The following is a 23,690-nucleotide window of genomic DNA, read 5'->3' on the forward strand; positions in this document are numbered from 1 at the left end:
AACTTCTTGATTTGTCCCGGGCGCAAAACTCGAATACCTATTTACTTAAGCCGATACTTATCGTCAAACCCGTGACCGATGCCTGCCAGCTTTTAGGTCCCCTGGTACTGCGTGAAGATAAAGATCTCGAACTGATAGTAACAGGTAATAATGACTCGGTTATTTATGGTGACCACAGTGCACTGACGATTGCGTGTAAAAATATCATTGAAAATGCAATTAAGCATGGTGCCGTAAATGGATTGATCCGTGTTGAAGTCGGCGATAACTGGATAAGCTTTTCAGATAATGGTCCGGGCATAGATAAAAAAAATCAGACTCTCGCTTTACAAGCATTTTGGCGGAATAATCAATCAAATAACGATGGTTCAGGTCTCGGTCTAGCCATAGTTAATGAAATTTGTAAAGCGCACAATGCAAAGTTAACAATTAAACGTAGCATCAGCTTAAAAGGTGCTGAGATCACCATTCAGTTCTAAAATACAACAGAATTGAGCACAAAGAAAAGTGATGGCAAAAAACGGGTATAGGTAGAATAAAACGTCATGTTGCAGTCTTGATCTGTACTGGGAGCTTAGCTTAAATTTATGAGAGTTCGGACAGGGCAATCAACATGAAACCAATGATGCCATTGCGCTATCACCCGTTTTTTCGAAGCAAATAAGCACTCTTTGCGGCTTATACCCTCTTAAATTTGAATTTGAATTTGAATTTGAATTTGAATTTGGTATAGGGGTATCACTGATACAAGATTTGCTGGCAAGGATATTGGATCTCACTATCAGTTTGAAGACCGACTAGAAAAGTCCGTGACGATCCGCCACATGCATTATTCAAATAATGGTCTTAATAATAATAATCCTAGTTTAGATTTTCTGAATCCGTCGTATGCAAGAGAGTTTTAGTCTTAATTAACTCCGTTGGAGTCGGCTATTGTTACTGCTACAGACTATTCATAGACAATATTTTAGTTTCTCTTTTATTTAATCATTTTACAGCTCGTAAGGAGCGCTTAATCATGAATACAAAATTTTCGAAAGTAATAAAAAACCTCAGTAAAACAGCACTGTTGATCATCAGTTTGCTGCATTCAAAGTGTTGGGAAATCAATTTAAAACCGTTCCTAAAGATAAAACCCCAGAATTTGTGAGTGAGTTTAAGCAGTATTTAGTGGCTAATTTTGCTGTTGTATTGGCAAGTTATGGTGGACAGACGAGGACATGCTGGCACTTTTTGCATAAAAGCACGCTACGTATAAAGACTCGTTGCATATAAATGCACGCTATACATAAAAAGATATTATTCACTCAAATGTTTGCCACAGGAGATACATTAAATGAAAGCCACAGGAGATACATTAAATGAAAGCCAAAGATTGACTTTAGATGACACCATAGCCGAGTAACGCAGGCGCTTGCATGACACTAGTTGCATGATGCGCCATCTGAATGAATACATTGCCAGAGAAGCCAGCCGCTAACTTAATAGGCCATCCATAATGATCTGCCTGTTTTTTGTACTGCATTGGCTAAAGACAGTAAATAAAATCCATTAGGTCTAAGCTTAAGTGCATCCATAAAACTAAATGTTTAGTTTCTAAAACGATTACAGAGACCTAATCAAAACCGTCCTAAGATACAATTGTTGACTGTTTACCCCTTTGTTATCTTTGATTAGTAACAGGAGTTACATTGCAACCGAGTTTGACCTTAAGCGAACATGCAGTGCTTAAACAATGCCGGCTAATAAGCTGGTTGCGTTAGCCAATTTTTCGCCTAAAAGGGCAAATTAACGTTAATTTATAAGGATATAAAAATGAACATCAAGAAAGATTTACTGGATAATTTGTCTAAGAATGAACTAATAGATTCGGCGTTATTGAACGCTGTTTCAGGTGGTGGTTGTGAACGGTGGGTAGAAACCTGCGGCTGCAAAAGTGGTCTTTGCGATTGGTGTGGTAAATGGGTGCCCAAGACAATAACAATCAAGGTTGAGTTCGACGAGCTTTAATCTGTCGTAATTTTGAAGATACCGTTAACGTTATTAAAAGCGCTAATGAAAAGCTAATAAAAGCGCTAACAAAGTAAGGTAGGGCTGCAACATGTCATGTTTAAAATTTGACAACTCAAGCTCATTAGGCGAAAAAGCCGTCTATCTTGATGACTTAGTTCAAAATAAAACCGCCATAATGCAGCCGTCTTTAGACGTTATTTTGGCATATAAAAATCAACATATAATTGATGGATTAATGTCTGCATTAGAAATAAGTCCAGAAACAGCATCGCAACTATTTGAAGACGGTCTTCTTTGGCTCTGGTATTGCAATAACCACGCATCAGAAGGTTATAGGGATATAGATGATCCTATTTTAATCGTGGATGAAGTTTGGCATACATTTATATTGTATACACCCTACTATACGAAGTTCTGTACCACTTTTTTTGGCGAGTATTTGCATCATATGCCGACATTATTAAAAGCTAACGTTCCGCAATCTGACAATAGTCAAGAACATTACTTTATCCGCAAGAAAAGGCAGTTGGAGACCATTTACGAGTTGCTTGGTCGCGACGTTTTTACACGTTGGTATCACACATATCCAAATACGTTTAGTCGTGAGCAAATTTTGGCAATACGTAAGAGGTAGATACAGATAAAAAAGGCAAGAGTTTATGTGTACGCTCGGCAGTGAAACTGAATTCACTATCGAGTTTGCAGCAACGGGTACAGCATAATATTAATTAGTTGCTTGTTTGATACTATCGTTGGCCCTAATCCTCATATCATCAGAGAGGGAGATGGCAGCACGAGCATCGGTGTCAAAAAGTACTGAGATACTGCTGAGTGTCGCCACCACTTTGTTACTTCCGCTTTCACGCATTTCATAAGAAACAGTAATCGACTTACCACCGACTCTTGTCAGCACCCCTGTGACATCCAGCAGTTGGCCACTTCTTACTTCTAATAAATATTCAATGGTGTGCTTTACGTCAGCCCATCCAATATTATTGTTTTGACTATCTGTACCCGACCATGCAAACACTCGATTTAGAAAGTGGTAGCTGGCGTCATCGAACATCGCCATATAATGTCGGGTAGTCATGTGACCCATTGAGTCACAGAGCCAAGGATGGCAAACGCCTTTATAATCTATAGCCATTAGCTGTTAATCTCCTTGTTTACACTGCGCGAGCGAGCTCAACCAGTGTATTGTGCTTTTTAAGACCTAGGCTCTCTCTAGCTTGCGCAGGTGACTGAATGCTAGCACCCATCAATTCAACAATCTTTCGAGCGCGCTCAACCAGTTGTACGTTGGTCGCTAAAACACCTTTTTCGAGATAAATATTGTCTTCTAATCCGACCCTAATATTGCCTCCTAACAGAGCGGCTTGCGCCGCCATCGGCATTTCATTTGAGCCCAAGCCAAATGCCGCCCAGTTCGCACCTGTAGGCAAATTATCAACCATGGCTTTCATATTCGCAGTATTGCCTTCTGCCCCCCATTTTACGCCCATACACAGCTGGAAAAGTGGTGGTGCGTCAAGTATGTCTTCAGCTATCATCTGTTTGGCAAACCAAATATGCCCTAGATCGAATACTTCAAGCTCTGGTTTTACACCCAGCTTTTGTAATCGCTCGGCACCGGTGCGAAGCATGTCGGTGGTTGAAACATATACATAATTGTTCACATCATAATTAAATGAGCCGCAGTCAAGCGAACATATTTCAGGTAAAAGTAACTCTACATGCTCTTGACGTTTTACCTGCCCAACCAAATCAGTATGTTGACCAAGCTCTGTCGGATTACTGTCAGGCCCTAAAAACAAGTCGCCCCCCATTCCTGTTGTGAGGTTAATGATAACGTCTGTCGACTCTTGTCTTATTCTGTCCACAACTTCTTTGTACAGATGAATGTCACGGGAGGGGGCACCGGTTTTTGGGTCACGCACGTGGATGTGCGCAATGGCCGCGCCAGCTTTGGCTACAGCAATTGCCTCATCAGCTAGCTGTTTGGGAGTAATGGGTAGATGAGGCGTTTTGTTTTCAGTCGGGCCTGAGCCTGAAATTGCAGCAGAAATAATTATATTACGATTCATTTAACGTTAAGCCAAGTTGGATACATTCGTTGGAAATTTGGAAAATAATGAATATGTCGACAACTCTAGCGATTTCCTCTAATTGAAATTTAATTAGTAGTCTAACTAATTTTTGACCTTATTTCAATTTCTAGGCACTGACTGACATTAAATGTATAGGCCAAACAGATAGCTTTTGCAGATGGGCTTTGCGCTCAAGCGATACTGACTATATTCTAATTAAAGCTCAGAAAGACTGTAATTCAGTTAAGAGTGGTTTACATGCAGACGATTAATTAGGATACATTGCTAACGACAATCGATATTAAGAGGCTTGTTCGCTGATTGCTCTGTCCCGTGAAATACTAAGCTCAGGGTCGGCCTCTACCTGTTCAATTAACCAAGTTTCGAATAGTTGAATTTTTTTCTGTTCGAATTTCTCCTGACGATAAACAAAATACCAATCGCTGTGATGTTTAACACGCATTTCAGGAAAGGGTTCAATCAACAGCCCTGCGGACAGCTCTTTGTTGACATAGGGTTGCATACCAAGTGCTACTCCCATGCCTTGTAAAGCAGTAGAAATTGAATGATCGTAGCTATCAAATTGTAGACCTGACTCTGGGTCAACACTAGTACAGCCAACCTCATCCAGCCAAATGTACCAATCTCTATGCGAAGGATAAACCTGCAGTATAGTAAAATCGTTTAGTTGCTCAGGACGCGACAGTTGGTCTTTTCCAGTCAGTATATTAGGACTACATACAGGAAATACATCGCTAGAAAACAAATATGAGTAATGCAAGCCATTGGCAGCACGACTACCGATCTTGACACAGGCATCAACATCACTTTTAGTAAAATCAACATCGAACTGTGAGGTATGTAATCTTACGCTGATATCGGGATACTTGCTTTGAAAGTCGGGCAGCCTTGGTATTATCCAGCGAATAGCTAATGTTGAATATAATTGAATCGTTAATACATCTGATTGTGTTGGTTTTAAAATTAAGCTGGTTCCCTCAGCAATTTTATCAAAGGCATCGCGAAGGATAGGGTAATACTGTTTACCAATTTTGGTGAGTTCGACGGAGCGTGTTTTGCGAATAAACAATTCAACATTAAGTACATGTTCTAGTTGCTTTATTTGATGGCTAATTGCCGAGACTGATACAAAAAGTTCATCCGCTGCATTTCTAAAAGAACAATGTCTTGCTGCTGCTTCAAAACTTTTTAAAGAATTTAAAGGTGGGATCTTTTTGCGCAAATGAATACCCTCTCAATCTTCTAAGCCCAATTATGGTTGAATTAATTTCTACCATGAACAAGTAAAATTAGTTTGTCAGAGCCAATTGGGCATGTCAATATAATGTTAAAAAAGAGGCAGCTGATGACTCAATTCGAAGACCACAATAGCCATAGCACCCGTGATATTCGTGTTGCGGTGCAGCATGCGCAGGAAATGTTACAACACAACGCTTTTTCGGCTGCAGAACAACAGGGTAGAGAAATTCTAAAATCTTTTCCTAATGAACCCAACGCACTTTTTATCGTTGGCGTCGCGCTCAAGGGTTTAGGCCGCCTCAGTGAAGCTCAAAAAATCTTACAGGTATTGGTTGAGCAAACCCCTGATTTTGCGTTAGCTCACCAAGAGCTTGGCATGACACTGCATGCTTTAAAAAAAATAAAAGCGGCGATAGCAGCATTGAACTGTGCGGTAAAAGTTGATGCTAAGTTAACCCGTAGTTGGCGACTTTTATCTGAATTATTGCTGGTGACAGGTGACAGCAAAGCCTCTGAGAAAGCTTATAATAGTTACTTACGTTTCTCAGCCAAGCACCCGCTTTTAGGAGAAGCTCTACAAGCTTTTATCGACGGTAAATTAGCATTAAGCGAGCGTCATTGCCGCGGCTATCTAAAGCAATCCCCGGATGATGTCAGTGGGTTAAGGTTATTGGCTGAAATAGCAATTAAATTGGGCGTATTTGAGGATGCTGAACAGCTGCTTGTTCGTTGTCTAAGTTTAGCACCAGACTATCACCTTGCTCGTTTAAATTACGCGCATGTGTTGAATAAACAAGAAAAAAGCCAACAAGCACTATTAGAAATAGAAACCTTAGAAAAGCACCAGCCCAACGTGCCGCCTCAACAAATACTCAAAGCTGCTATTTTGGTCAGGTTAGGGCAATTTGAAGAAGCCATCGCGCTATATGATGGATTAATTATGGCGTTGCCTGAACAAGCAAATCTTTACACTAGCAGAGGACACGCGCTTAAAACAATTGGAGAACAAGATGCGGCTATCGCTTCGTATAGGCATGCGATCGCATGCGAGCCGAGTTACGGGGAAGCTTATTGGAGTTTGGCCAATCTAAAGACCTTTGGTTTTGGACAGTCTGAAATACAACAGATGAAAAAACAGATGGAGATAAAAAATCTCCCTTCATTGGATCGAATCAATATATGTTTTGCATTAGGTAAAGCGCTCGAAGACAACAAAGAGTTTGAACAATCATTTCATTATTATAAATTAGGTAATCAATTCAAACAGAGCATTGAACGTTATGATGCCGACGAAACGACCGAACTCATTGAACGAACCATTACAACGTGCCAATTGCCCATTTTTGAAAATAATCGTGAGCAGGGTTGCAGTAAAGCTGATCCAATATTTATAGTTGGACTTCCGCGTTCTGGTTCTACGTTGCTAGAGCAAATATTAGCAAGTCATTCAATGGTGGACGGCACCAAGGAGTTGCCAGATATTATTGCGATGGTTCGAAAATTAAGTGACCGTAAAAAACGTAATGAGATCTCAAAATATCCAGAGGTTATTGCTAAGCTTTCTGCACAGCAACGCCTTGAGTTGGGTAACGAATACATAATGAAAACTCAGATACATCGGGGCGATGCCCCTTTTTTCATTGATAAAATGCCTAATAATTTTGCTCATATTGGATTGATTAAACTGATATTACCTAATGCAAAAATCATCGATGCACGTCGCCAGCCAATGTCTGCTTGTTTTAGTGGCTTTAAACAATTGTTTTCTGCCGGACAGGCGTTTAGTTATGACTTAGAAAATATTGCCCGCTATTATAAAGATTATCTGCACTTAATGGATCATTGGCACAAAGTACTTCCTAAGCAAGTGCTCACTGTGTCTTATGAAGATGTCGTTAATGATTTTGAAAATCAGGTTAAACAAATTCTAGATTTTTGCGACTTACCTTTTGAGCAGAACTGCTTAGAATTTTATAATAACTCTCGTGCGGTCAACACGGCTAGCTCTGAACAGGTTAGACAACCTATTAATACAAAAGGGCTCGATGCATGGAAGCCCTTTGAAGAGTTCCTTTCCCCACTACAGAGCAAATTGTCATCGATATTGTGATAAATAGTAAGCTATATGTTTCTCTTTAGGCAAATAAGAGGCAGGTTAAAAGGATGGGGTAAGTACGTTCTCTGCTTAAGTATGATTCAAAAAAATGCACTAGTTAATTTATAATTTATTATAATTATAAACCCAATAAATTAAATTTATCTTTATAATTCAGGTGGTTAAATTTATTAAAAGATAAGTATTTATATTCTATATTAGGTCTAAATATTTTATATAGTTTAGTTTTATTCAACCATGGGAGAGATATAATCGTTTGTTTTCAGTAGGCCCATATTGCTATCATTAAATCCTTGTTAATAATCTGTTAAGTGCATGTTAACTATTCAAAATGTTATTGCGAGTCTAAATTCTATTTTATTGGGCTTTGTGACTTGTTCGATATACATATTATAAAAGGTAAACACAATGACTGATAAGCATCTAAAACATAAAACGAGATCTACTCGATTAAACCCCATAATTGCGGCAATACGCGATTCTGTTAACGACAAAAACGTTCAAAGCATTGCATTGTCAGCGTTGCTAGTTAGTGGCATGGCAGTGATGCCTAGCGCCAATGCACAAGAAGTTGATGCGTCTCAAGCCGAAACTGATAGTAAAAAGTCGTCTCAGGGCATGGAGACAATAATAGTTACATCACGCAAGCGTGTTGAAAATCTTCAAGATACTCCCTTAAGTATTACCGCATTGGGCTCCACTAAGTTAGATGAATTAGGGATCGAAAACTTCGATGATTACGCATTGATGTTACCGAGCCTCTCTTATCAATCATCAGGGCCTGGTTTGTCACAAGTCTACATGCGCGGAGCATCAGATGGTGGCAGTGGAAATGCATCAGGCTCTCAACCAGGGGTTGCTATTTACTTAGATGAACAACCGGTAACCGCTATCGGGCGAAATCTTGATCTACATATTTATGATATAGAACGAGTGGAAGCACTTGCCGGACCACAGAGCACATTATTTGGGGCTAGCGCCCAGTCGGGCACGATCAGGATCATTACCAACAAACCCCAAACGGATTTTTTTGAAGGTGGTTTTGATGTTAGTTATGGCACTACCAAAAGTGGCGATGCTAGCCACTCATTAGAAGGATTTGTTAATCTTCCGGTAAGTGACAATGCTGCCATTCGTTTAGTCGCTTGGACCAAAAAAGATGGCGGCTATATTGATAATATAGCGGGCACGAGAACTTATGGATTGTTCACTGATGGTGGAAATTTTTCAACAGTCGAAGAAGATAATGATGATTTAGTAAAAGAAAACTTTAATGAATTAACCAACAGTGGAGCTAGAGTCGCCTTAAAAGTAAATCTTAACGATAACTGGACAGCAACAGCAAGTTACCTGACTCAAAAGCAGGAGACTGAAGGTGTATGGTTTCAAGACTCAGAAAATCCCAGTGGTGAGGTTAATGACTTAGAGGTTCAGCGCTTTTTCCCGGATGCAATGGACGATGAATTTAATCAAGCAGCACTGACAATAGAAGGTGATTTGGGTTCCTCTAGCTTGGTGTATGCTGGCTCATTTATGGAGCGAGACGTACAGTACTTTAATGATTACTCAGACTATGCAGACTACTTTTCTAGTAGTTGGATCCAATATTATGGCTGTGAATATTATGGGACAGCAGATGCAGACTGTTCAAGTATGGCCATTTTTTACAATGATGATAATAAATATAAACGCGATACTCATGAACTGCGTTTGCAATCAACAGATAATGACCCACTGCAGTACATTGTTGGTTTATATTATGAAGATGCCAGTCATGATTACCGCCAAGAGTGGGAAATGAACGGCATGGCCCAAGGAGCCGACTTTAGACAGTTTGGTGAAGCCAACCTATGGTATTTAACCGATCAAAAACGGGCAGATAAGCAGTCGGCAGTGTTTGGTGAAGTGAGCTATTCATTTACCGACCAACTCACCACAACATTCGGTGCTCGGTGGTTTAAAAATGAAAGTACATTAGCGGGCGTGTCTGGTTACGGACTGATTGCTCCTGGCTCTCCTATCATTAACGTTGATAGCAAAGATGATGACAGTGATAGTATTTTTAAATTCAATCTAAGCTATAAACTTGATGATAAAAAAATGGTCTATCTTACGTGGTCAGAAGGTTATCGCCCCGGTGGCATAAACCGAGACGAAACGGCTTTGGTGCCCCGTATCTACAAACCTGATATTGTGACAAATACAGAGCTAGGCTGGAAAACCATGTGGTTGGAGAATAATCTTCGTTGGAACGGCGCTGTTTACCATATGCAATGGGATGATATGCAGTTCACCCGCTTTGATTCATCGTATGGCTCTCCTGTTGGTTTAACAATCAACGCCAGTGAATCAACAATTGTGGGTATTGAATCTGATCTCACCTACCTACTAACACCAGACTGGACTGTATCAGCCGCATTTAATTTTAATCAAGCTGAGTTGTCCGCTGATTTATTAGTTGGCAGTAATTTATCACCTGACGGTACTGAACTTCCCAACGTGCCTGATTTTAAAGGGAATCTGACCAGTCGTTATAACTTTGCGATCGGTGATTATAGAAGCTTTGCGCAAGTCGTTTATTCCTATGTCGGCGAGACATACAGTGATATCTACAAGTATAAAACCAGTGATTTAAACCTAGACCTACGTGATATTAATAACAGCTATAGTATTGTTAATTTATCCGCGGGAATAAATATGGGCAACTGGGGAGTCAACTTGTACGTTGATAACTTGACCGATGAACGTGCTGAGTTGTCCCGAGGCAGCGCAAGTTGGGATAGCACTGTAACAGTTAATCGCCCTAGAAATCTCGGGATTAGGTATCACATGTTATTTGAATAAATATCTTCTCGCGTGTCTTCGCTGGTTTACTAAATCCAGCACGGCACGCACCTCTCTCTTCTAATTTTTAAATATTCATCTTTGTAATATGAGGACATTCTAATGACTGTTGTTAATAACGGATTGGGCCCAGAGCATGTCGTGCTTGTGACAGCTGGAGCCAACGGCATTGGCCGTAAAATAGCCGAAAAGTTTCTGGGATATGGTTGTAAAGTACATGTATGCGACATTGATAAAAAAGTCATCGCTGACTTTCTTGAAGCAAATCCTAGCGCCACAGCCTCGGTAGCTGATGTTGCAAATGTTGATCAAGTTAAGCAAATGTTTGCTGATTTAATGGTTCACTATCAACATCTGGACGTGTTAGTAAATAATGCGGGGATCGCTGGCCCTACAGCGCTTGTTGAAGATATAGACCCCGACGATTGGGCGCGCACCATTAATGTTGATTTGAACGGACAATTTCATTGCACCAAGTTCGCAGTGCCCTTATTGAAAGCAAATGGATCGGGCAGTATTATTAATATCTCTTCTAATGCTGGTTTTTTTGGTTTTCCAATGCGTTCGCCTTATGCTGCATCTAAATGGGCACTTATTGGTTTAACAAAAACATGGGCGATGGAGTTAGGCCCACATAATATTCGAGTCAATGCTTTATGCCCAGGCAGTGTCAAAGGAGATAGGATTGACAATGTTATTCGTCTTGATGCCGAAAAACGTGGAGTTACGCCAGATGTGGTGAGAGAGATATATGCAGAGCAAAGTTCACTGCGGCTTTTTGTCAGTCCGGATGATATTGCTAATATGGTTATATTTTTAAGCTCTGACCTAGGAGCTAGTCTCTCAGGACAGGCTATTGGAATTGACGGTCATACCGAAAATTTATCTAGCAAATTTTAAATAATAGGCGCAGCTGTAGTTAATAGATAATCATTAATTAAATACAGCCCAGCGTAACGCGATTCAATGAAATTAAAAATTGGAAAAAATAATGAAAGCAGCTTGGTTTGAAAAATTCGGTACACCCGCAGATACAATAATTATAGGTGAACAACCAAAGCCTGTTGCTGGTGATGGTGAGGTATTAGTAAAATTAAAAACCACTGGGATTAATCCCTCAGATGTTAAAAAGCGCATAGGCGCTTTTCCTAATCTATTAGATAACGGCCATGTCATTCCACATAGTGATGGCGCAGGTATTATCGAAGCGGTGGGCAGAGGGGTTCCTGAAAGTAGAATAGGCGAACGAGTTTGGGTTTATCAGGCGCAGTATGCTCGCCTTTTAGGAACGGCAGCTGAATACGTCGCAATTGATGCTTCTCGAGCAGCGACGTTACCGAGCAATACATCGTTTGAGATAGGCGCTTGTTTAGGTATTCCCGCAATGACGGCCCATCGGGTTGTTTCATCCGATGGCTCTGTTAAAGGCCAAACAGTGTTGGTCACCGGCGGCGCTGGTCGTGTTGGTTACTATGCTATTCAGTGGGCTAAACTTGCTGGAGCTAAAGTCATTACAACGGCAAGTAACCCAATAGATGAAGCAAGTTGTATTGCAGTTGGAGCTGATTTAGTGGTTAACCATCGTGACGTTAACTGGGGTGATAAAGTCCAAGAAGTTAATGATGGTGAAAAAGTTGATCGCGTTATTGATGTTGAGTTTGGCTTTAACTTACCCGAAGTACTTAAGTGTATTCGTACTGGTGGTGTCATCGCCACTTACGGAAATACCCAAATCAAAGAACCAAAATTACCTTTTCTCCAAATGATGTTTATGGATCTAACTATACGCATGACCATAGTGTATGCAATGCCAGAGTCAGCTAAACAACAGGCTATCGATGATATTTATAAGGCATTATCTGCGGGACACTTGAAACACAGAGTGACTCACGTACTTCCTTTTCAACAAATGGCCAAAAGTCATGAGTTAATAGAGGAAAGTGGATTACGCGGAAGTGTTGTCGTTAATATAGAAGCGTAAATTATAGTTTTAAAGGACCCAACTCATCATGAATACATCGCTACTCTCTAAAAGATTTATTTGTTTTCTTCGTTGGGGCCTATTTATGTCTCTACCCTTTACTATTGCATGCCATGCAAGTGAGACCATATCGCTTGAAGTAACCGCGGGCAATGAAATATTAATTGGTCAGTATGCTGACCCAACCAGAAAGGTAGCCGCTTTTAAGGGCATTCCATATGCTGCGTCGCCAGTAAATCAGCGTCGTTGGCAAGCACCAGAAAAACACCAACCAAGGCCAGGAAAACAGTTGGCAACTGATTTTGCCGACGCTTGCTTTCAAGACAACTACAATACTCAATGGTATCAAAAAGTGGGTAAAGCTTTTGGTGCCTCCCCTGATATATTCACCGATCCAAACTTTAGTGAAGATTGCCTGTACTTAAATGTTTGGACGCCATCGTTGCATCAAGATAAGAAATTACCAGTGATGGTTTGGATCCATGGTGGCAGTAATAAGGCTGGCTGGTCATACGAAGCAAATTATATCGGCGCTCAACTTGCGCAACAGGGACAAGTTATAGTTGTTAGTATCGCCTATCGTTTAGGTGTGTTTGGTTTTTTCTCACACCCTGAATTAACACAAAGCACAGCGCCTGCAAATTTTGGCTTGTTAGACCAAATCGAAGCACTGAATTGGATCAATAAGAACATAGCGCAATTTGGTGGTGACAGTTCAAATATAACGCTCTTTGGCGAATCAGCTGGTGCCGCTAATATTGGTAATTTAATTTTATCACCGCTCGCTGACGGACTATTTCAGCGTGCAATCAGTCAAAGCGGTGGATTCCAGTTGTGGAATAATGCCGATTTAAAAAGCCAGCAAACATTCGGTCATGACTTAGCAACTTCTCTGGATATGACGGACAGCTCACTGTCGACGCTAAAAAATACCTCCGCGAAAGTCCTTTTTAATAAAGCAAAACAAGATTTCTCTGAATATTATTATGGTGCCGCTGTGGATGGACATGTGCTCCCTGATGAGGCGTTGAATTTGCTTTTTAAGCAAAAGTTAAAAGTTGATCTGCTTATCGGTAGCAATCAAGATGAATGGTTAATGTATTTAGATAATTCCCCTGAAAAACTCGCACAAATGATAAATTCCTACCCCAAGGAAATTCAAGGCATATTAAAAAAACGAGCACAACAAGAGCCAAGTATTGCGCGGGGACATGATCAAGCGTCGACCTTAATGGACATGGTTTGCCCGGGCTATGCCTATGCGCAGCAAATAGCTAAATCAGCTAAACGTGCTTATATTTATCGCTTTAAACGGGTTCGAACAGGCACCGGTGGAGAAAAACTGCAGGCCTATCATGGCGCAGAAATTCCCTATGTATTTAATACTCATGATGATTGGCTAACAACCAACGAATACGACGCAATACTAACCACGGCGATGATAAGGTATTGGACTAATTTTGCTAAGAATGGAGATCCTAATGATGAAAAATCGACTGATCTGCCTATCTGGCCTCAATTTGATGAAAATGATCCAAAAGTGTTAGCTTTATCGGAGCAAATATCTGTTATTGCTGCACCTGATTTCTCAATATGTCAGAAAATATTGCCCTTCTTAAAACAAAACTCAAAAAAACTATAATAATAGAGGAGCATTAACTTGAAGCAACGAATTGATAAAACAGGTTTTGTCGCAACTATCGCTGTGATGTTGTTAATGACGGTACCTTTAATGATTGCACCAGAGGTATCCTCAACAGTTATGCAACAAGCCTACGAGTACATAGGCAGCAACTTTGGTTTTCTGTATGTCTTTCTTGCATCGACAATATTACCTCTGCTACTTTGGTTAGCTTTTGGTAAATATGGAAGTATAAAATTCGGCGATGCAGCTGATAAACCTGAATATAATAATTTTGCTTGGAGTGGCATGTTATTTTGTGCTGGCGTGGGCGCTGGATTGCTATATTGGGCAACCATTGAGTGGGCTTTTTACTATCAAACTCCTCCGTTTGGCGCTGAACCGATGTCAATAGAAGCAGCTAAGTGGGCATCGTCTTATGGATTGTTTCATTGGGGGATTAGCGCATGGGCCTTTTATTGTTTGCCTACTTTAGCGATTGCTTACCCTTATTATGTTAAAAAAATCCCAATGCTAAAGTTTAGTATCAGTTGTCATCACGTATTAGGAGGCAAAGAAAATTCTCTTGCAGGCCGCTTTATCGATTTTCTTTTTCGCATAGCACTGATTGGCGGCGCAGGCTCATCTTTAGGCTTCTCAACGCCTTTGATTGCTGAAGGTATTGCGCGATTAATTGGTATGGAGTCAAATTTTACGCTTGAGGTCCTCGTGGTCTGCACCTGTGTCGCAATTTTTGCAACAAGTGTTTATTTTGGCTTGGAAAAAGGCATGAAACGATTGAGTTCAGCGAATGTTTGGTTATCGTTCTTTTTGCTGGCATTCCTCCTGTTTGCAGGCCCAACCGTATTTATATTCAAAGCGAGTATAAGTGGTCTAGGTACGGTTTTACAAAACTTCATCCAAATGAATACTTGGGCAGACCCTTTTACAGAATCTAACTTTGTTGAAAACTGGACTGTTTTTTATTGGGCTTGGTGGGTGGCCTTTGGTCCATTTGTGGGTATTTTTGTTACGCGTATATCAAAAGGAAGAACCATGAAAGAAGTTATCGTTGGTATGCTTACTTTCGGTACTATCGGTGGCTCACTGTTTTATATGATTTTTGGTAATTTCTCTTTGTATCAACAGCTCTCAGGTAATTTAGATGTGATAACGCTGATGAATGAAAGTGGTATACCCGAAGCAATTATTACCGTATTTGAGCAGTTACCCCTGTCTAATATTGTTATTGGCTTGTTCTGTATTGTTTGTATTATTTTTGTCGCAACAACTTATGATGCAGCTTCTTATGTTCTTGCTAGCAGTGCAACGGCTGAACTGCCTGTGGGAGAGGATCCTCATCGCCTTCACAGAACATTTTGGGCATTAACATTGGCGTTACTGCCTATTTGCTTAATGTATGTAGGCGGTCTCAAAGTAGCGCAAACTGCTGTATTAGTTGTGTCGTTACCTATTTTATTTGTATATATGATAATGACTTACTCGTTCTTGAGCTCATTAAAAAAGGACTATGGAACGACTTAAGCAGAATCAAGGTTAAGCAACATTAATTTCTACAAATAGCTCCAGGTCCGCTGGAGCTAATACTCTTCCCTATCTCGGCGTATTTGTTATGAAAACCTTGTCATCACCCTCTTTTACTATTCCTAAATTAGGCATTATTGCTGCCCCTGGCTGGATTGATCCAACCGCTAGAGAATTTTCCAGTTTGTGCAACCAATCGATTGATATAGCTCAAACGATTATGCCCCCGGTAGGTTTTGATTATAGCTTTGAACAAATAGAGCAAGTAGAACCCCATATTGAAACTGCAGCTCAGTTATTGAAAGAAGCGGGTAGTGATCTAATCATTCAGGTAGGCCCCGCTTTTGCTTATTTTAACGACTATACCGCTGCAGGAGCTCGGTCATTGCAACAGCGTTTAACGGATGCTTGTGGATGCAAAGTTATACTCAATGGTGTCGCTGTACTTGATGCTATACAAGACTTAGCGTGTAAGCGTGTAATTTTGGCTTGTCCTTATTACGATGAACAATGGAAATCCCGTTTTTTAACATTTTTACAATCCGTCGATTTAGTTATTGAAGGCTGTCAAACCTTCACTGAGCAAGGGTTATTTGCTTCACAACAAGAAGTTAACGCTCGCCATTATCATTTTAGTGAAAAAGAAATAAAACAAAGTATTCGCCTAGCCCGAGCGTCGGCACCGAATGCTGAAATGGTTATAGTCGGGGGCGCGGGGCTTAGGTTCTTAAACATTATAGAGGGGCTAGAACAAGAATTTGGTGTACCAGTAGTATCTGCTGATGTTGCCTTGCATTGGGCCACTGCAAAAGCGCTAAATATTGAGATTAGAGATAAACACCTTGGACGGTTATTGCGAACCACTAAACCAAGCTAAATCTTCCTACCTAGCTTTCTTATAATGCATTAAACATCACATTGTTGTTGCTTTGACCTTTAGGGTGTTTACTCAGCATATTAAGTTTTGTATTGCTTATATGCGTGAATACTTGCCTAGACCGCGTCATTTGCGACTTGTTTCGCGGGTAAAAAAAAGTCAGACCAAGGCTTCATATTACTACTTTTGTCTATGTTTTAAGGCTCGCGACCGTTAGTTTCTTTGACGTGCTGAGTATGCTTAGCAATGAATATTAACGACCTTGTGTCCTAGCTACGAGTAAGGTCAAAATGTATGAAATAGGAAGCGTTGAGCGGACTTTTGCGTCTTTTTCCAAAATATCCCAAGGATTACCTTCAAATAAAATAGCCGCTTCAAAAAATCCAGCAGCATCGATAAATTGTTTATTCACCGAGTTTTTGTTGATAGATCAAACGCCGTTAATCAATAAAATCGGACGATAAAAACTTATTTCCTTGCTTATTTTTTTATTCAACGCTTAACAAAGATGATTTTTGTCGCATTAGATAATTCAAAATTGAGCATAAAACACCCGTAAATGTTGTATTCGAAGTCAATTGCAATGGGTCTTTGCGCAATATTAGAGCGAATTGTATATGTATTGATACGTATGCGTCTGGCAACGCGCTGCTCATAATTACATACGTAAAGACTAAAACCGATCACATACACTCAGATCGTGATTAAAACAGGTTAAAAGTTAAGAGAATTTTTTCGGTGTCGATAAACCCTAGAGAAGATGAAATACAACATTCGTATTTAACATCATACTTATCGACAGCGAAGCATTTTATTGATGACTTTTATGATACTGAAAATAACTAATAGGCACGAGTAATTTATGCGTTTGAGTTGGCGACAACTTATAAAGTCAAAACTAAGAGGGAAGTCATCGTACTTTTCTATCGGCATCGCTTTTTCTGGCGAAAGTGTGCTTTTGTGCGCTTTGCAAAAGCAGGACGATGAATTGCAGTGGGTATTGGACGCAAGCTTTAGCCACTCAAATTGGCAAGGGCAGTTGGCAGACTATGTTCAACGCCACAAGCTAGCGAATACAGATTGCTATGTGTCGCTAACGTCACACTGGTATCAGTTGTTACAAGTTGAGAAACCCAAGGTACCTGAAAGTGAAGTTTATGCAGCGCTTGGGTGGCCATTAAAAGACTTACTGCCGCCAAATACCGAATACGTTTATGACTACTTAACCCCACCTGCGCAGGTTGCGGGGCAGTCAAAACTCAGCGTCGTCGCGATACCGCACAAAGACATCAACAATATTAGCAAGGGTATTTACGACGCAGATTTAACCTTGAAAAGTATTTTAATTGAAGAAACGGCGACGGTTGAACTGACACCAACGTCAGATGACGCGGTCATTAGTTTAGTGCAAGAGCATGGTGAAGAAATTGTTTTAAATATTGTTAAGAATGATCAGTTGTACTTTACACGTCGTCTTAAGGGATTCGAGAACTTAGGCAGTTACAGCGAAAAAGAGCTTTCAATGGGTATTACTGAATCTCTTTGTGTGCAAATACAACGCTCTATGGATTACTTTGAGAGTCAATTAAGACAACCACCGGTGCGAAAAGTACTGCTTAAATTAGACACCACCTTAGCTGAACAACTTGCAAGTCAGATCCAAGAAAGCATGGGCTTACCAGTCAATGCTTTTGAACCTGAAATAATGTGTGGATCAGGCTTCAATTTCAAAATGGCTAGTTTCTCTTGTCTCGGTGCTGCATACGTAAAGCAATCATTAATAGCCGAGCAAAAACAGCCTAAGCAAGATGATACCAAAACGGCGAGCACAAAAAGTGTAGAGGTGTCGTTATGAATACCCGTATTAACCTTTATCGGGACGAATTTAAACCTCAGTTTGTATGGATCTCTGCTACCAATACAATGATTTTTGGGGTTATCGCTTTGCTCACCATGGGCAGCACATATTTTGGTTTTTGGCAGGGACAACAAACACGTTTGCAAGAATTGTCAAAAGTGCAAAGTAGTATTGAAGCGAAGAACAAAGAACTTAAGGAACTAACCGAGCAGTTGACGTTACGTCAAAAAAATCCTGTTTTGTTGGCTAAGTTAAGTAAACAAAAATTGAGACTGTCGACCGCAAAACACCTCGCCGACAAGCTCAGAAGTTTGAGTAAATTGCAGGATAAACCCTTATCGAGTGCGTTAACCTCGTTTGCAGAGGTAAACAATAATAATGTATGGCTGACAACATTTAAAGTTAACGATACCGATATTGTAATAGAGGGCAATATTAACCAGCCTGATGCACTGCCTATCTGGCTTAAAGCTATTGGCAAAACTGACTTCTTTAACAATCGTGATTTTCGTGCTGCCACTGTGTTTAGAGCAGACCAGCAATTGAGCTTTAAGATTGAAAGTAAAGTTTCGCAGAAACAGGCAACGCAAGGGGAAACCAATGAGTAATTTTACGGATAACCTCGAGGCACGTTTCAATGCTATTTCGGAGCGCGAGCAAAAACTATTGTTTTATGCGGTTCCTTTTGTAATTTGTTTTGTTTTAATTTTAGGGTTAATTGAACCGGCCATTATGCAGACAATTGAGACCCGCAATGAAATAAACACCAAAAAGCTTGGCTTAGTTGATGTATCTAACAATGTCGACATAGTAAAGGCACAGCTCAGCCTTGATCCAGACATGGAAACAAGAAATCAAATTAGCGGCGTTAATGAACAAATTGTGATATTGGAAAAACTGTTTGCTAACGAATTAGAGCAACTAGTACCCCCTTACGCAATGCCTTTGGTACTTGAGCAATTATTAGCTAAAGCGAAAAAGCTGCGATTAATGAGTATGTCCTCTATACCGCCTAGCAATATTTTTAACGATGATGAAAATGATATTAATCCTCAAAATATAATTGAGAATGCCATTGGTCCTGAATTATTTAAACACGGATTAAAAATTAGATTTGAAGGTTCGTTTTTTGATACACGTGACTTTTTAATCTCTGCGGAGCAAATGGGCTGGAAATTGCACTGGCGCGAAATTCTGTTTGAAGTGAATAAGTATCCACAAGCGCAAGTTGATATTGAGTTATTTACTTTAAGTAGAAGTGAGGCTTACATCAATGTTAATTAATAAATTGAGTCGGCTTTGTGGTGGCATTGCACTGTTAATCACGCTGTTGATTGCACAATTTAGCGTGGCCATAACGGTGCATGCAAAAACATTAAGTGATCCGATGCGTCCGCCAGGTAAAAGCGACCGTTTGGTCAATACTGATGAGTCAAAGGTCGATACGTCAATTAATGTCACTGCGGTATTCAAAAAGAATCAAATATTTTACGCCGTGGTTAATAATAATTTTTTAGAAAAAGGTCAAAAAGTGGGCGCGTGGCGCGTGACTGAGATCACCAATTCCGGCGTATTTTTGAAGAATGAGAATGAACCGGAGGCAATGCCTCTACGGTTTTTGGTAAATAAAAAAAGCGATTTTAAGAAGCAGACAAATAATGAATAATTTACGAATCTGCAAAGCATTAAGTCTTTGTTTTATCACTATTTCACTGGCAGGCTGTCAAGCACCTGTTAGCAGTCACGTTGAAAAGTCACTGGCCAACGAGCTAGATGCTCAAATGCGAGAGCTGGAACCTCAACCCGCGCCTGAATTGGAGGCTGCGGTATCTAATTACTTGCTTGCTGGCGAGATGGCGAAGCCGAACGATACTTTATTTTCGGCGGATAAATACGACATTAATGCCAGACAAATTGATGCGGTTAGTTTCTTTTCAGGCTTAGTAAAAGACACTCCTTTCTCGGTTGCTATGCACCCCGACGTAAATGGTCTTATTTCGCTTGACTTAAAACAAGTTGATCTTGAGACCATTTTTGAGCTTGTTTCTGACCTATATGGCTTTCACATCGACCGCATTGGGAATATTTATAAGGTCTTTCCAGCGGGTATTCGCACCGAAACGTTCTCAGTTAATTATTTGTTGATGCAGCGCGACGGCAGCACTCAAACCAGTATTATTTCTGGTGGAGTCTCTGAAAATGCCAGTAATAACAACAACAGCAACAACACTGGTGGCTTGAACAATTTCAGCGGAAATTCTCAGGTAAGCAATAATCAAAATGGTAACAATGCTGGAAGAAGCAATGGTTCTAATGGCACTTCGATTACCACACGCACAGAGACCAATTTTTGGCAAACTCTCGAAACCAGTTTGAAAGAAATGCTGGGCAACGAAAATGGTCGCTCCGTGCTCGTCTCTCCACAAGCGGGTTTAGTTACCGTGCGAGCTCTACCGAGTGAATTAAAGACCATTGGTAATTTCTTAAGTGTCTCGGAGGAAAGCTTACAACGCCAAGTTATTATTGAGGCGCGCATCTTGGAAGTGATATTGGACGATGAATATCAACAAGGTATCAACTGGACGCAAGTACTCTCGAGTGCTGGCAGCACAGATCTTAATTTTTCTACTTCAGCTGGGAATTTTGCGAATGACGTATCAGCGTCATTAGGTGGTCTCACCAGCTTGTCTTTCTTAAATAAAGACTTCAGTGGCGTGCTTAACTTGTTAGATACGCAAGGCAAGGTGCAAGTACTTTCAAGCCCACGCGTGACAGCAATTAATAATCAAAAAGCCGTTATAAAAGTAGGTAACGACGAGTACTTTGTAACCGACGTGTCTACCTCTAATACGATTACGTCAAGTTCAACGTCGATTACGCCTGATATTGGTTTAACGCCTTTCTTCAGCGGTATTGCACTTGATGTAACACCTCAGATTGATGCCAATGGCAGTATTCTATTGCATATTCATCCGTCTGTTATTGAAACTCAAGAGCAAGAAAAAGTGATTACACTGAACGAAGAGCAATATATTTTGCCCTTAGCTCAGAGCACCATTCGCGAATCAGACACTATTATTCGTGCAATGTCGGGTGAGATTGTGGTTATTGGGGGTTTGATGCAGTCGATTATTACAACAGAAAACTCACAAACACCGTTGCTAGGTGATATCCCGATTTTGGGTAACTTATTCAAAAGCAAACGTGAAAAAGAAACCAAAAAAGAACTTATTATTTTGCTGAAGCCAACCGTCGTTGGTAAAAACACTATGCGTCAGCAAATTGAAACCAGTCGCGCACAAATGGCCGATTGGTTGTACGTGGAATAATCATGTATTTATATCACTTTGGTATCAGAGAATTGCCTTTTACGCTCACCCCAAATACGAGTTATTACTTTGGGCTACCGAGTCATAAAGAAGCAATTGACGTATTATCTACGGCACTTAAAAGTGGCGAAGGGTTCATCAAAGTGACTGGCGAAGTAGGTGCGGGTAAAACACTTATCTGCAGAAAGCTTTTAAACGAACTTCCTGATGGATTCGTTACTGCCTATATTCCAAACCCATATTTGTCACCGGCTGAATTACGTCGTTCGGTAGCGGCGGAGCTAAACGTCGAATTACCGGAGGGAACTGACCAACAAGAGTTCACGCAATTGATTCAGCGGCGTCTTGTTGAAATTCATAAGCAACAAAAAAATGCAGTCCTCATTATTGACGAAGCACAAGCGTTACCGGATGAAAGTATTGAAGCGCTTCGTCTAATGACGAACTTAGAGACAGAATCACAAAAACTGTTGCAAGTTGTTTTGTTTGGACAACCTGAATTGGATGACAAACTAAAGCAACCTAAACTACGCCAATTACTGCAGCGCATCACCTTTTCTTATAAATTAAAATTGATGGATGCTGATCAGCTTTATCAATATGTTCGCCACAGAATGGCTGTCGCCGGGTATAGGGTAGAAGGCTTGTTTGATGAAGCCTGTTGCAGGCTATTACATAAAGCCAGCGGCGGTACACCGAGAATAGTCAATGTGTTGTGTCATAAATCACTCATGTTAGCTTATGGCGAAGGCGTGCAAAAAGTCACATTGAAGCACGTGAAAGCGGCTATTGGTGATACTGAGGCAGCCTGTCTTACTCGCAAAAAACGACCATGGGCTTGGTTGCCAACCTCACTTTTTATTGCAGCCTCGGTTGTGTTATTGGTGCTCACAAATACCCCCGAGAATTTTAATTTAGTCAATTTGGGTTTAGGGTGGATTAAATGAGTGTTGTAAACAAAATGCTTAAGGATCTTGAACAAAGGGGCAGTAAATCAGTTTACGAAGCTGATTATGTTCCGATGGAAACCCAGAGGGCAAGGTCACGAAAGTTTTATGTTGGTACTTTGGTGCTTGTCATCGTCACTGGCGCAATGACGTGGCTTTTATTGCCAAAGCAGAATATTGACGAAAAGTTTGATTCAATGGTCAGTGCTGCGTCCAACTTAATTACTTTGCCAGTCAATGAGACGCCACGTGACGAGGCTGACCAATTATTACAAGAAATACCGGAGAGCACGCAAAGGCAAATCGTTTTAAGTGAACTTGATAAGGCCACGCTAATTAGTTTAGAAAGCGCAAAGCGAGCGGCCGCCGCTACCGCAATTGCAGAAGCCAAATTGGCCGAGATTAACCGAGAGCTAGAACAACAGGTACAGCGTGTCACGGCAAAAGCGGCAGTCATTCAGCAAGCCGAGCAACAAGCGGTATTAGCAGTTCCAGTAATACAGCAACCAGAGCAGCAAGTAAAAGTCCAAATAACCGATACCAACACTGCCGTTCAAGTTAAGCTCAAAGCCACAACTGAAGTGGCTAAGGCCGCCATCGAAAAGCCGGTGTTTAACGTGACTTCAAGCAATAAGAGTGCCTCAACTCACCGTATATTGGAGCAACGCATTCAGTTGTCATTAAAGAACGGTGATACCGCAACAGCAATTAAGGACCTAAATAGCTTAATTGCGTTGGAGCCAAGAAATGCCAGTGCTCGAAAACGCTTGGCCAGTCTTGAGTTCGCCCAAGGCAATCCAACAAGAGCGGCCTTTTTATTAGATCAAGGTATTAAGTTGATACCCAATGATAGCAGTATGCGGCTAATGCAGGCGCGCTTGCTGTTTCGTGAAAATAGAAATACGCAAGCATTAACATTACTTATTGAACACCCTAAAAATATGATTGCAGACGACGAGCTACTAAGCTTTCGTGCTGCACTTGCTGAAAAACAAAAAGATTACGCAACGTCTTTACAGGATTATGCCGTTTTACTGCAACGCCAGCCAGACAATGCACGTTGGATGCTGGGCTTGGCAATTAGTCAAGACAAGCAAAAAATGCATGAACAAGCCGTTCTTACTTACAAAAAAGTCAAATTATCGAATCAGTTATCAACGCAGGTTGTTAGCTTTGTTGATGGACGCTTAGCAGCTTTGGTGGGGTCATAAA

The 23,690-nt window shown here is 40.7% G+C and carries 23 protein-coding genes and 1 pseudogene; 19 read left to right on the top strand and 5 right to left on the bottom strand.

Annotated elements, in window-relative coordinates:
- From G399_RS0100005 to G399_RS21425, 3 genes and pseudogenes are all read left to right on the top strand, one after another.
- The coding region (locus tag G399_RS0100005; protein WP_026843311.1) for a sensor histidine kinase at window positions 1-479 on the top strand (479 nt) is incomplete at its 5' end.
- A gap of 288 nt (window positions 480-767) precedes the next feature.
- Window positions 768-905, top strand: coding sequence for an acyloxyacyl hydrolase (locus G399_RS22880; protein WP_244877382.1), 138 nt, complete (start codon window positions 768-770; stop codon window positions 903-905).
- A gap of 172 nt (window positions 906-1,077) precedes the next feature.
- Window positions 1,078-1,275, top strand: a pseudogene (locus G399_RS21425) (ABC transporter substrate-binding protein); the annotation flags it as partial.
- Window positions 1,276-1,381: 106 nt separating this feature from the next.
- Here G399_RS21425 and G399_RS21860 read toward each other — a convergent pair.
- Window positions 1,382-1,525, bottom strand: coding sequence for a hypothetical protein (locus tag G399_RS21860; RefSeq protein ID WP_006012861.1), 144 nt, complete (start codon window positions 1,523-1,525; stop codon window positions 1,382-1,384).
- 290 nt (window positions 1,526-1,815) lie between these two features.
- Here G399_RS21860 and G399_RS0100020 point away from each other — a divergent pair, with 290 nt between their 5' ends.
- Window positions 1,816-2,010 carry a hypothetical protein gene (locus G399_RS0100020; RefSeq protein ID WP_006012859.1) on the top strand — a complete coding sequence of 65 codons (195 nt, stop codon included), beginning with the start codon at window positions 1,816-1,818 and terminating at the stop codon, window positions 2,008-2,010.
- A gap of 91 nt (window positions 2,011-2,101) precedes the next feature.
- The gene (locus G399_RS0100025; RefSeq protein ID WP_006012857.1) at window positions 2,102-2,647 is read left to right on the top strand and encodes a glycine-rich domain-containing protein; all 546 of its coding nucleotides are present in this window, start codon (window positions 2,102-2,104) and stop codon (window positions 2,645-2,647) included.
- Between the two features lie 90 nt (window positions 2,648-2,737).
- On the opposite strand, the gene G399_RS0100030 is transcribed toward G399_RS0100025, so the two are convergent.
- From G399_RS0100030 to gcvA, 3 genes are all read right to left on the bottom strand, one after another.
- Window positions 2,738-3,160 (bottom strand): acyl-CoA thioesterase, encoded by a 423-nt coding sequence (locus G399_RS0100030; RefSeq protein WP_006012855.1) that lies wholly within the window; start codon window positions 3,158-3,160, stop codon window positions 2,738-2,740.
- A gap of 19 nt (window positions 3,161-3,179) precedes the next feature.
- Complete coding sequence (locus G399_RS0100035; RefSeq protein ID WP_006012854.1) at window positions 3,180-4,097, bottom strand: beta-keto acid cleavage family enzyme; 918 nt, start codon at window positions 4,095-4,097, stop codon at window positions 3,180-3,182.
- Between the two features lie 304 nt (window positions 4,098-4,401).
- Complete coding sequence (gene gcvA / locus G399_RS0100040) at window positions 4,402-5,343, bottom strand: transcriptional regulator GcvA (RefSeq protein WP_006012853.1); 942 nt, start codon at window positions 5,341-5,343, stop codon at window positions 4,402-4,404.
- 123 nt (window positions 5,344-5,466) lie between these two features.
- On the opposite strand from gcvA, the gene G399_RS0100045 reads away from it, so the two are divergent.
- The 7 genes from G399_RS0100045 (at window position 5,467) to G399_RS0100075 (ending at window position 16,344) form a co-directional block, all read left to right on the top strand.
- On the top strand, window positions 5,467-7,470 hold the full coding sequence (locus G399_RS0100045) for a tetratricopeptide repeat-containing sulfotransferase family protein (RefSeq protein ID WP_006012852.1): 2,004 nt from the start codon (window positions 5,467-5,469) through the stop codon (window positions 7,468-7,470).
- Between the two features lie 414 nt (window positions 7,471-7,884).
- Window positions 7,885-10,320: a TonB-dependent receptor gene (locus G399_RS0100050; RefSeq protein ID WP_006012851.1), complete on the top strand. Its 2,436-nt coding sequence runs from the start codon at window positions 7,885-7,887 to the stop codon at window positions 10,318-10,320.
- Window positions 10,321-10,422: 102 nt separating this feature from the next.
- Window positions 10,423-11,220 carry an SDR family oxidoreductase gene (locus G399_RS0100055; RefSeq protein ID WP_006012850.1) on the top strand — a complete coding sequence of 266 codons (798 nt, stop codon included), beginning with the start codon at window positions 10,423-10,425 and terminating at the stop codon, window positions 11,218-11,220.
- A 91-nt stretch (window positions 11,221-11,311) separates the two neighbouring features.
- Entirely contained in the window at window positions 11,312-12,301 is a 990-nt protein-coding gene (locus tag G399_RS0100060) for an NADPH:quinone reductase (protein WP_006012848.1), read from the top strand.
- Window positions 12,302-12,329: 28 nt separating this feature from the next.
- On the top strand, window positions 12,330-13,943 hold the full coding sequence (locus tag G399_RS0100065; protein WP_006012846.1) for a carboxylesterase/lipase family protein: 1,614 nt from the start codon (window positions 12,330-12,332) through the stop codon (window positions 13,941-13,943).
- Between the two features lie 18 nt (window positions 13,944-13,961).
- Window positions 13,962-15,467 carry a BCCT family transporter gene (locus tag G399_RS0100070; RefSeq protein ID WP_006012844.1) on the top strand — a complete coding sequence of 502 codons (1,506 nt, stop codon included), beginning with the start codon at window positions 13,962-13,964 and terminating at the stop codon, window positions 15,465-15,467.
- A gap of 88 nt (window positions 15,468-15,555) precedes the next feature.
- Window positions 15,556-16,344, top strand: a complete 789-nt coding sequence (locus G399_RS0100075) for an aspartate racemase/maleate isomerase family protein (protein ID WP_006012842.1) — start codon at window positions 15,556-15,558, stop codon at window positions 16,342-16,344.
- 253 nt (window positions 16,345-16,597) lie between these two features.
- On the opposite strand, the gene G399_RS21865 is transcribed toward G399_RS0100075, so the two are convergent.
- Window positions 16,598-16,756 carry a hypothetical protein gene (locus G399_RS21865; RefSeq protein WP_006012841.1) on the bottom strand — a complete coding sequence of 53 codons (159 nt, stop codon included), beginning with the start codon at window positions 16,754-16,756 and terminating at the stop codon, window positions 16,598-16,600.
- Between the two features lie 450 nt (window positions 16,757-17,206).
- Here G399_RS21865 and G399_RS0100085 point away from each other — a divergent pair, with 450 nt between their 5' ends.
- Genes G399_RS0100085 through G399_RS0100115 form a run of 7 tightly spaced genes read left to right on the top strand, consistent with a single transcriptional unit; the run spans window position 17,207 to window position 23,689 of the window.
- Window positions 17,207-18,199: a hypothetical protein gene (locus G399_RS0100085; RefSeq protein ID WP_006012839.1), complete on the top strand. Its 993-nt coding sequence runs from the start codon at window positions 17,207-17,209 to the stop codon at window positions 18,197-18,199.
- The gene (locus G399_RS0100090; RefSeq protein ID WP_006012838.1) at window positions 18,196-18,810 is read left to right on the top strand and encodes a PilN domain-containing protein; all 615 of its coding nucleotides are present in this window, start codon (window positions 18,196-18,198) and stop codon (window positions 18,808-18,810) included. Before G399_RS0100085 ends, G399_RS0100090 begins: the two co-directional genes overlap by 4 nt.
- Window positions 18,803-19,486: a hypothetical protein gene (locus G399_RS0100095; protein WP_006012836.1), complete on the top strand. Its 684-nt coding sequence runs from the start codon at window positions 18,803-18,805 to the stop codon at window positions 19,484-19,486. Before G399_RS0100090 ends, G399_RS0100095 begins: the two co-directional genes overlap by 8 nt.
- Window positions 19,476-19,868 carry a hypothetical protein gene (locus G399_RS0100100; RefSeq protein ID WP_006012834.1) on the top strand — a complete coding sequence of 131 codons (393 nt, stop codon included), beginning with the start codon at window positions 19,476-19,478 and terminating at the stop codon, window positions 19,866-19,868. Before G399_RS0100095 ends, G399_RS0100100 begins: the two co-directional genes overlap by 11 nt.
- Window positions 19,861-21,531 carry a pilus (MSHA type) biogenesis protein MshL gene (mshL, locus tag G399_RS0100105; protein ID WP_006012832.1) on the top strand — a complete coding sequence of 557 codons (1,671 nt, stop codon included), beginning with the start codon at window positions 19,861-19,863 and terminating at the stop codon, window positions 21,529-21,531. The genes G399_RS0100100 and mshL overlap by 8 nt, the downstream gene beginning before the upstream one ends.
- A gap of 2 nt (window positions 21,532-21,533) precedes the next feature.
- Window positions 21,534-22,478, top strand: coding sequence for an ExeA family protein (locus tag G399_RS0100110; protein ID WP_006012831.1), 945 nt, complete (start codon window positions 21,534-21,536; stop codon window positions 22,476-22,478).
- Window positions 22,475-23,689, top strand: a complete 1,215-nt coding sequence (locus tag G399_RS0100115; protein WP_006012830.1) for a tetratricopeptide repeat protein — start codon at window positions 22,475-22,477, stop codon at window positions 23,687-23,689. Before G399_RS0100110 ends, G399_RS0100115 begins: the two co-directional genes overlap by 4 nt.
- Window position 23,690 lies beyond the last annotated feature (1 nt).

It is taken from the genome of Brumicola pallidula DSM 14239 = ACAM 615 (assembly GCF_000428905.1).
In the GTDB taxonomy this organism is placed as follows: Bacteria; Pseudomonadota; Gammaproteobacteria; order Enterobacterales; family Alteromonadaceae; genus Glaciecola; species Glaciecola pallidula.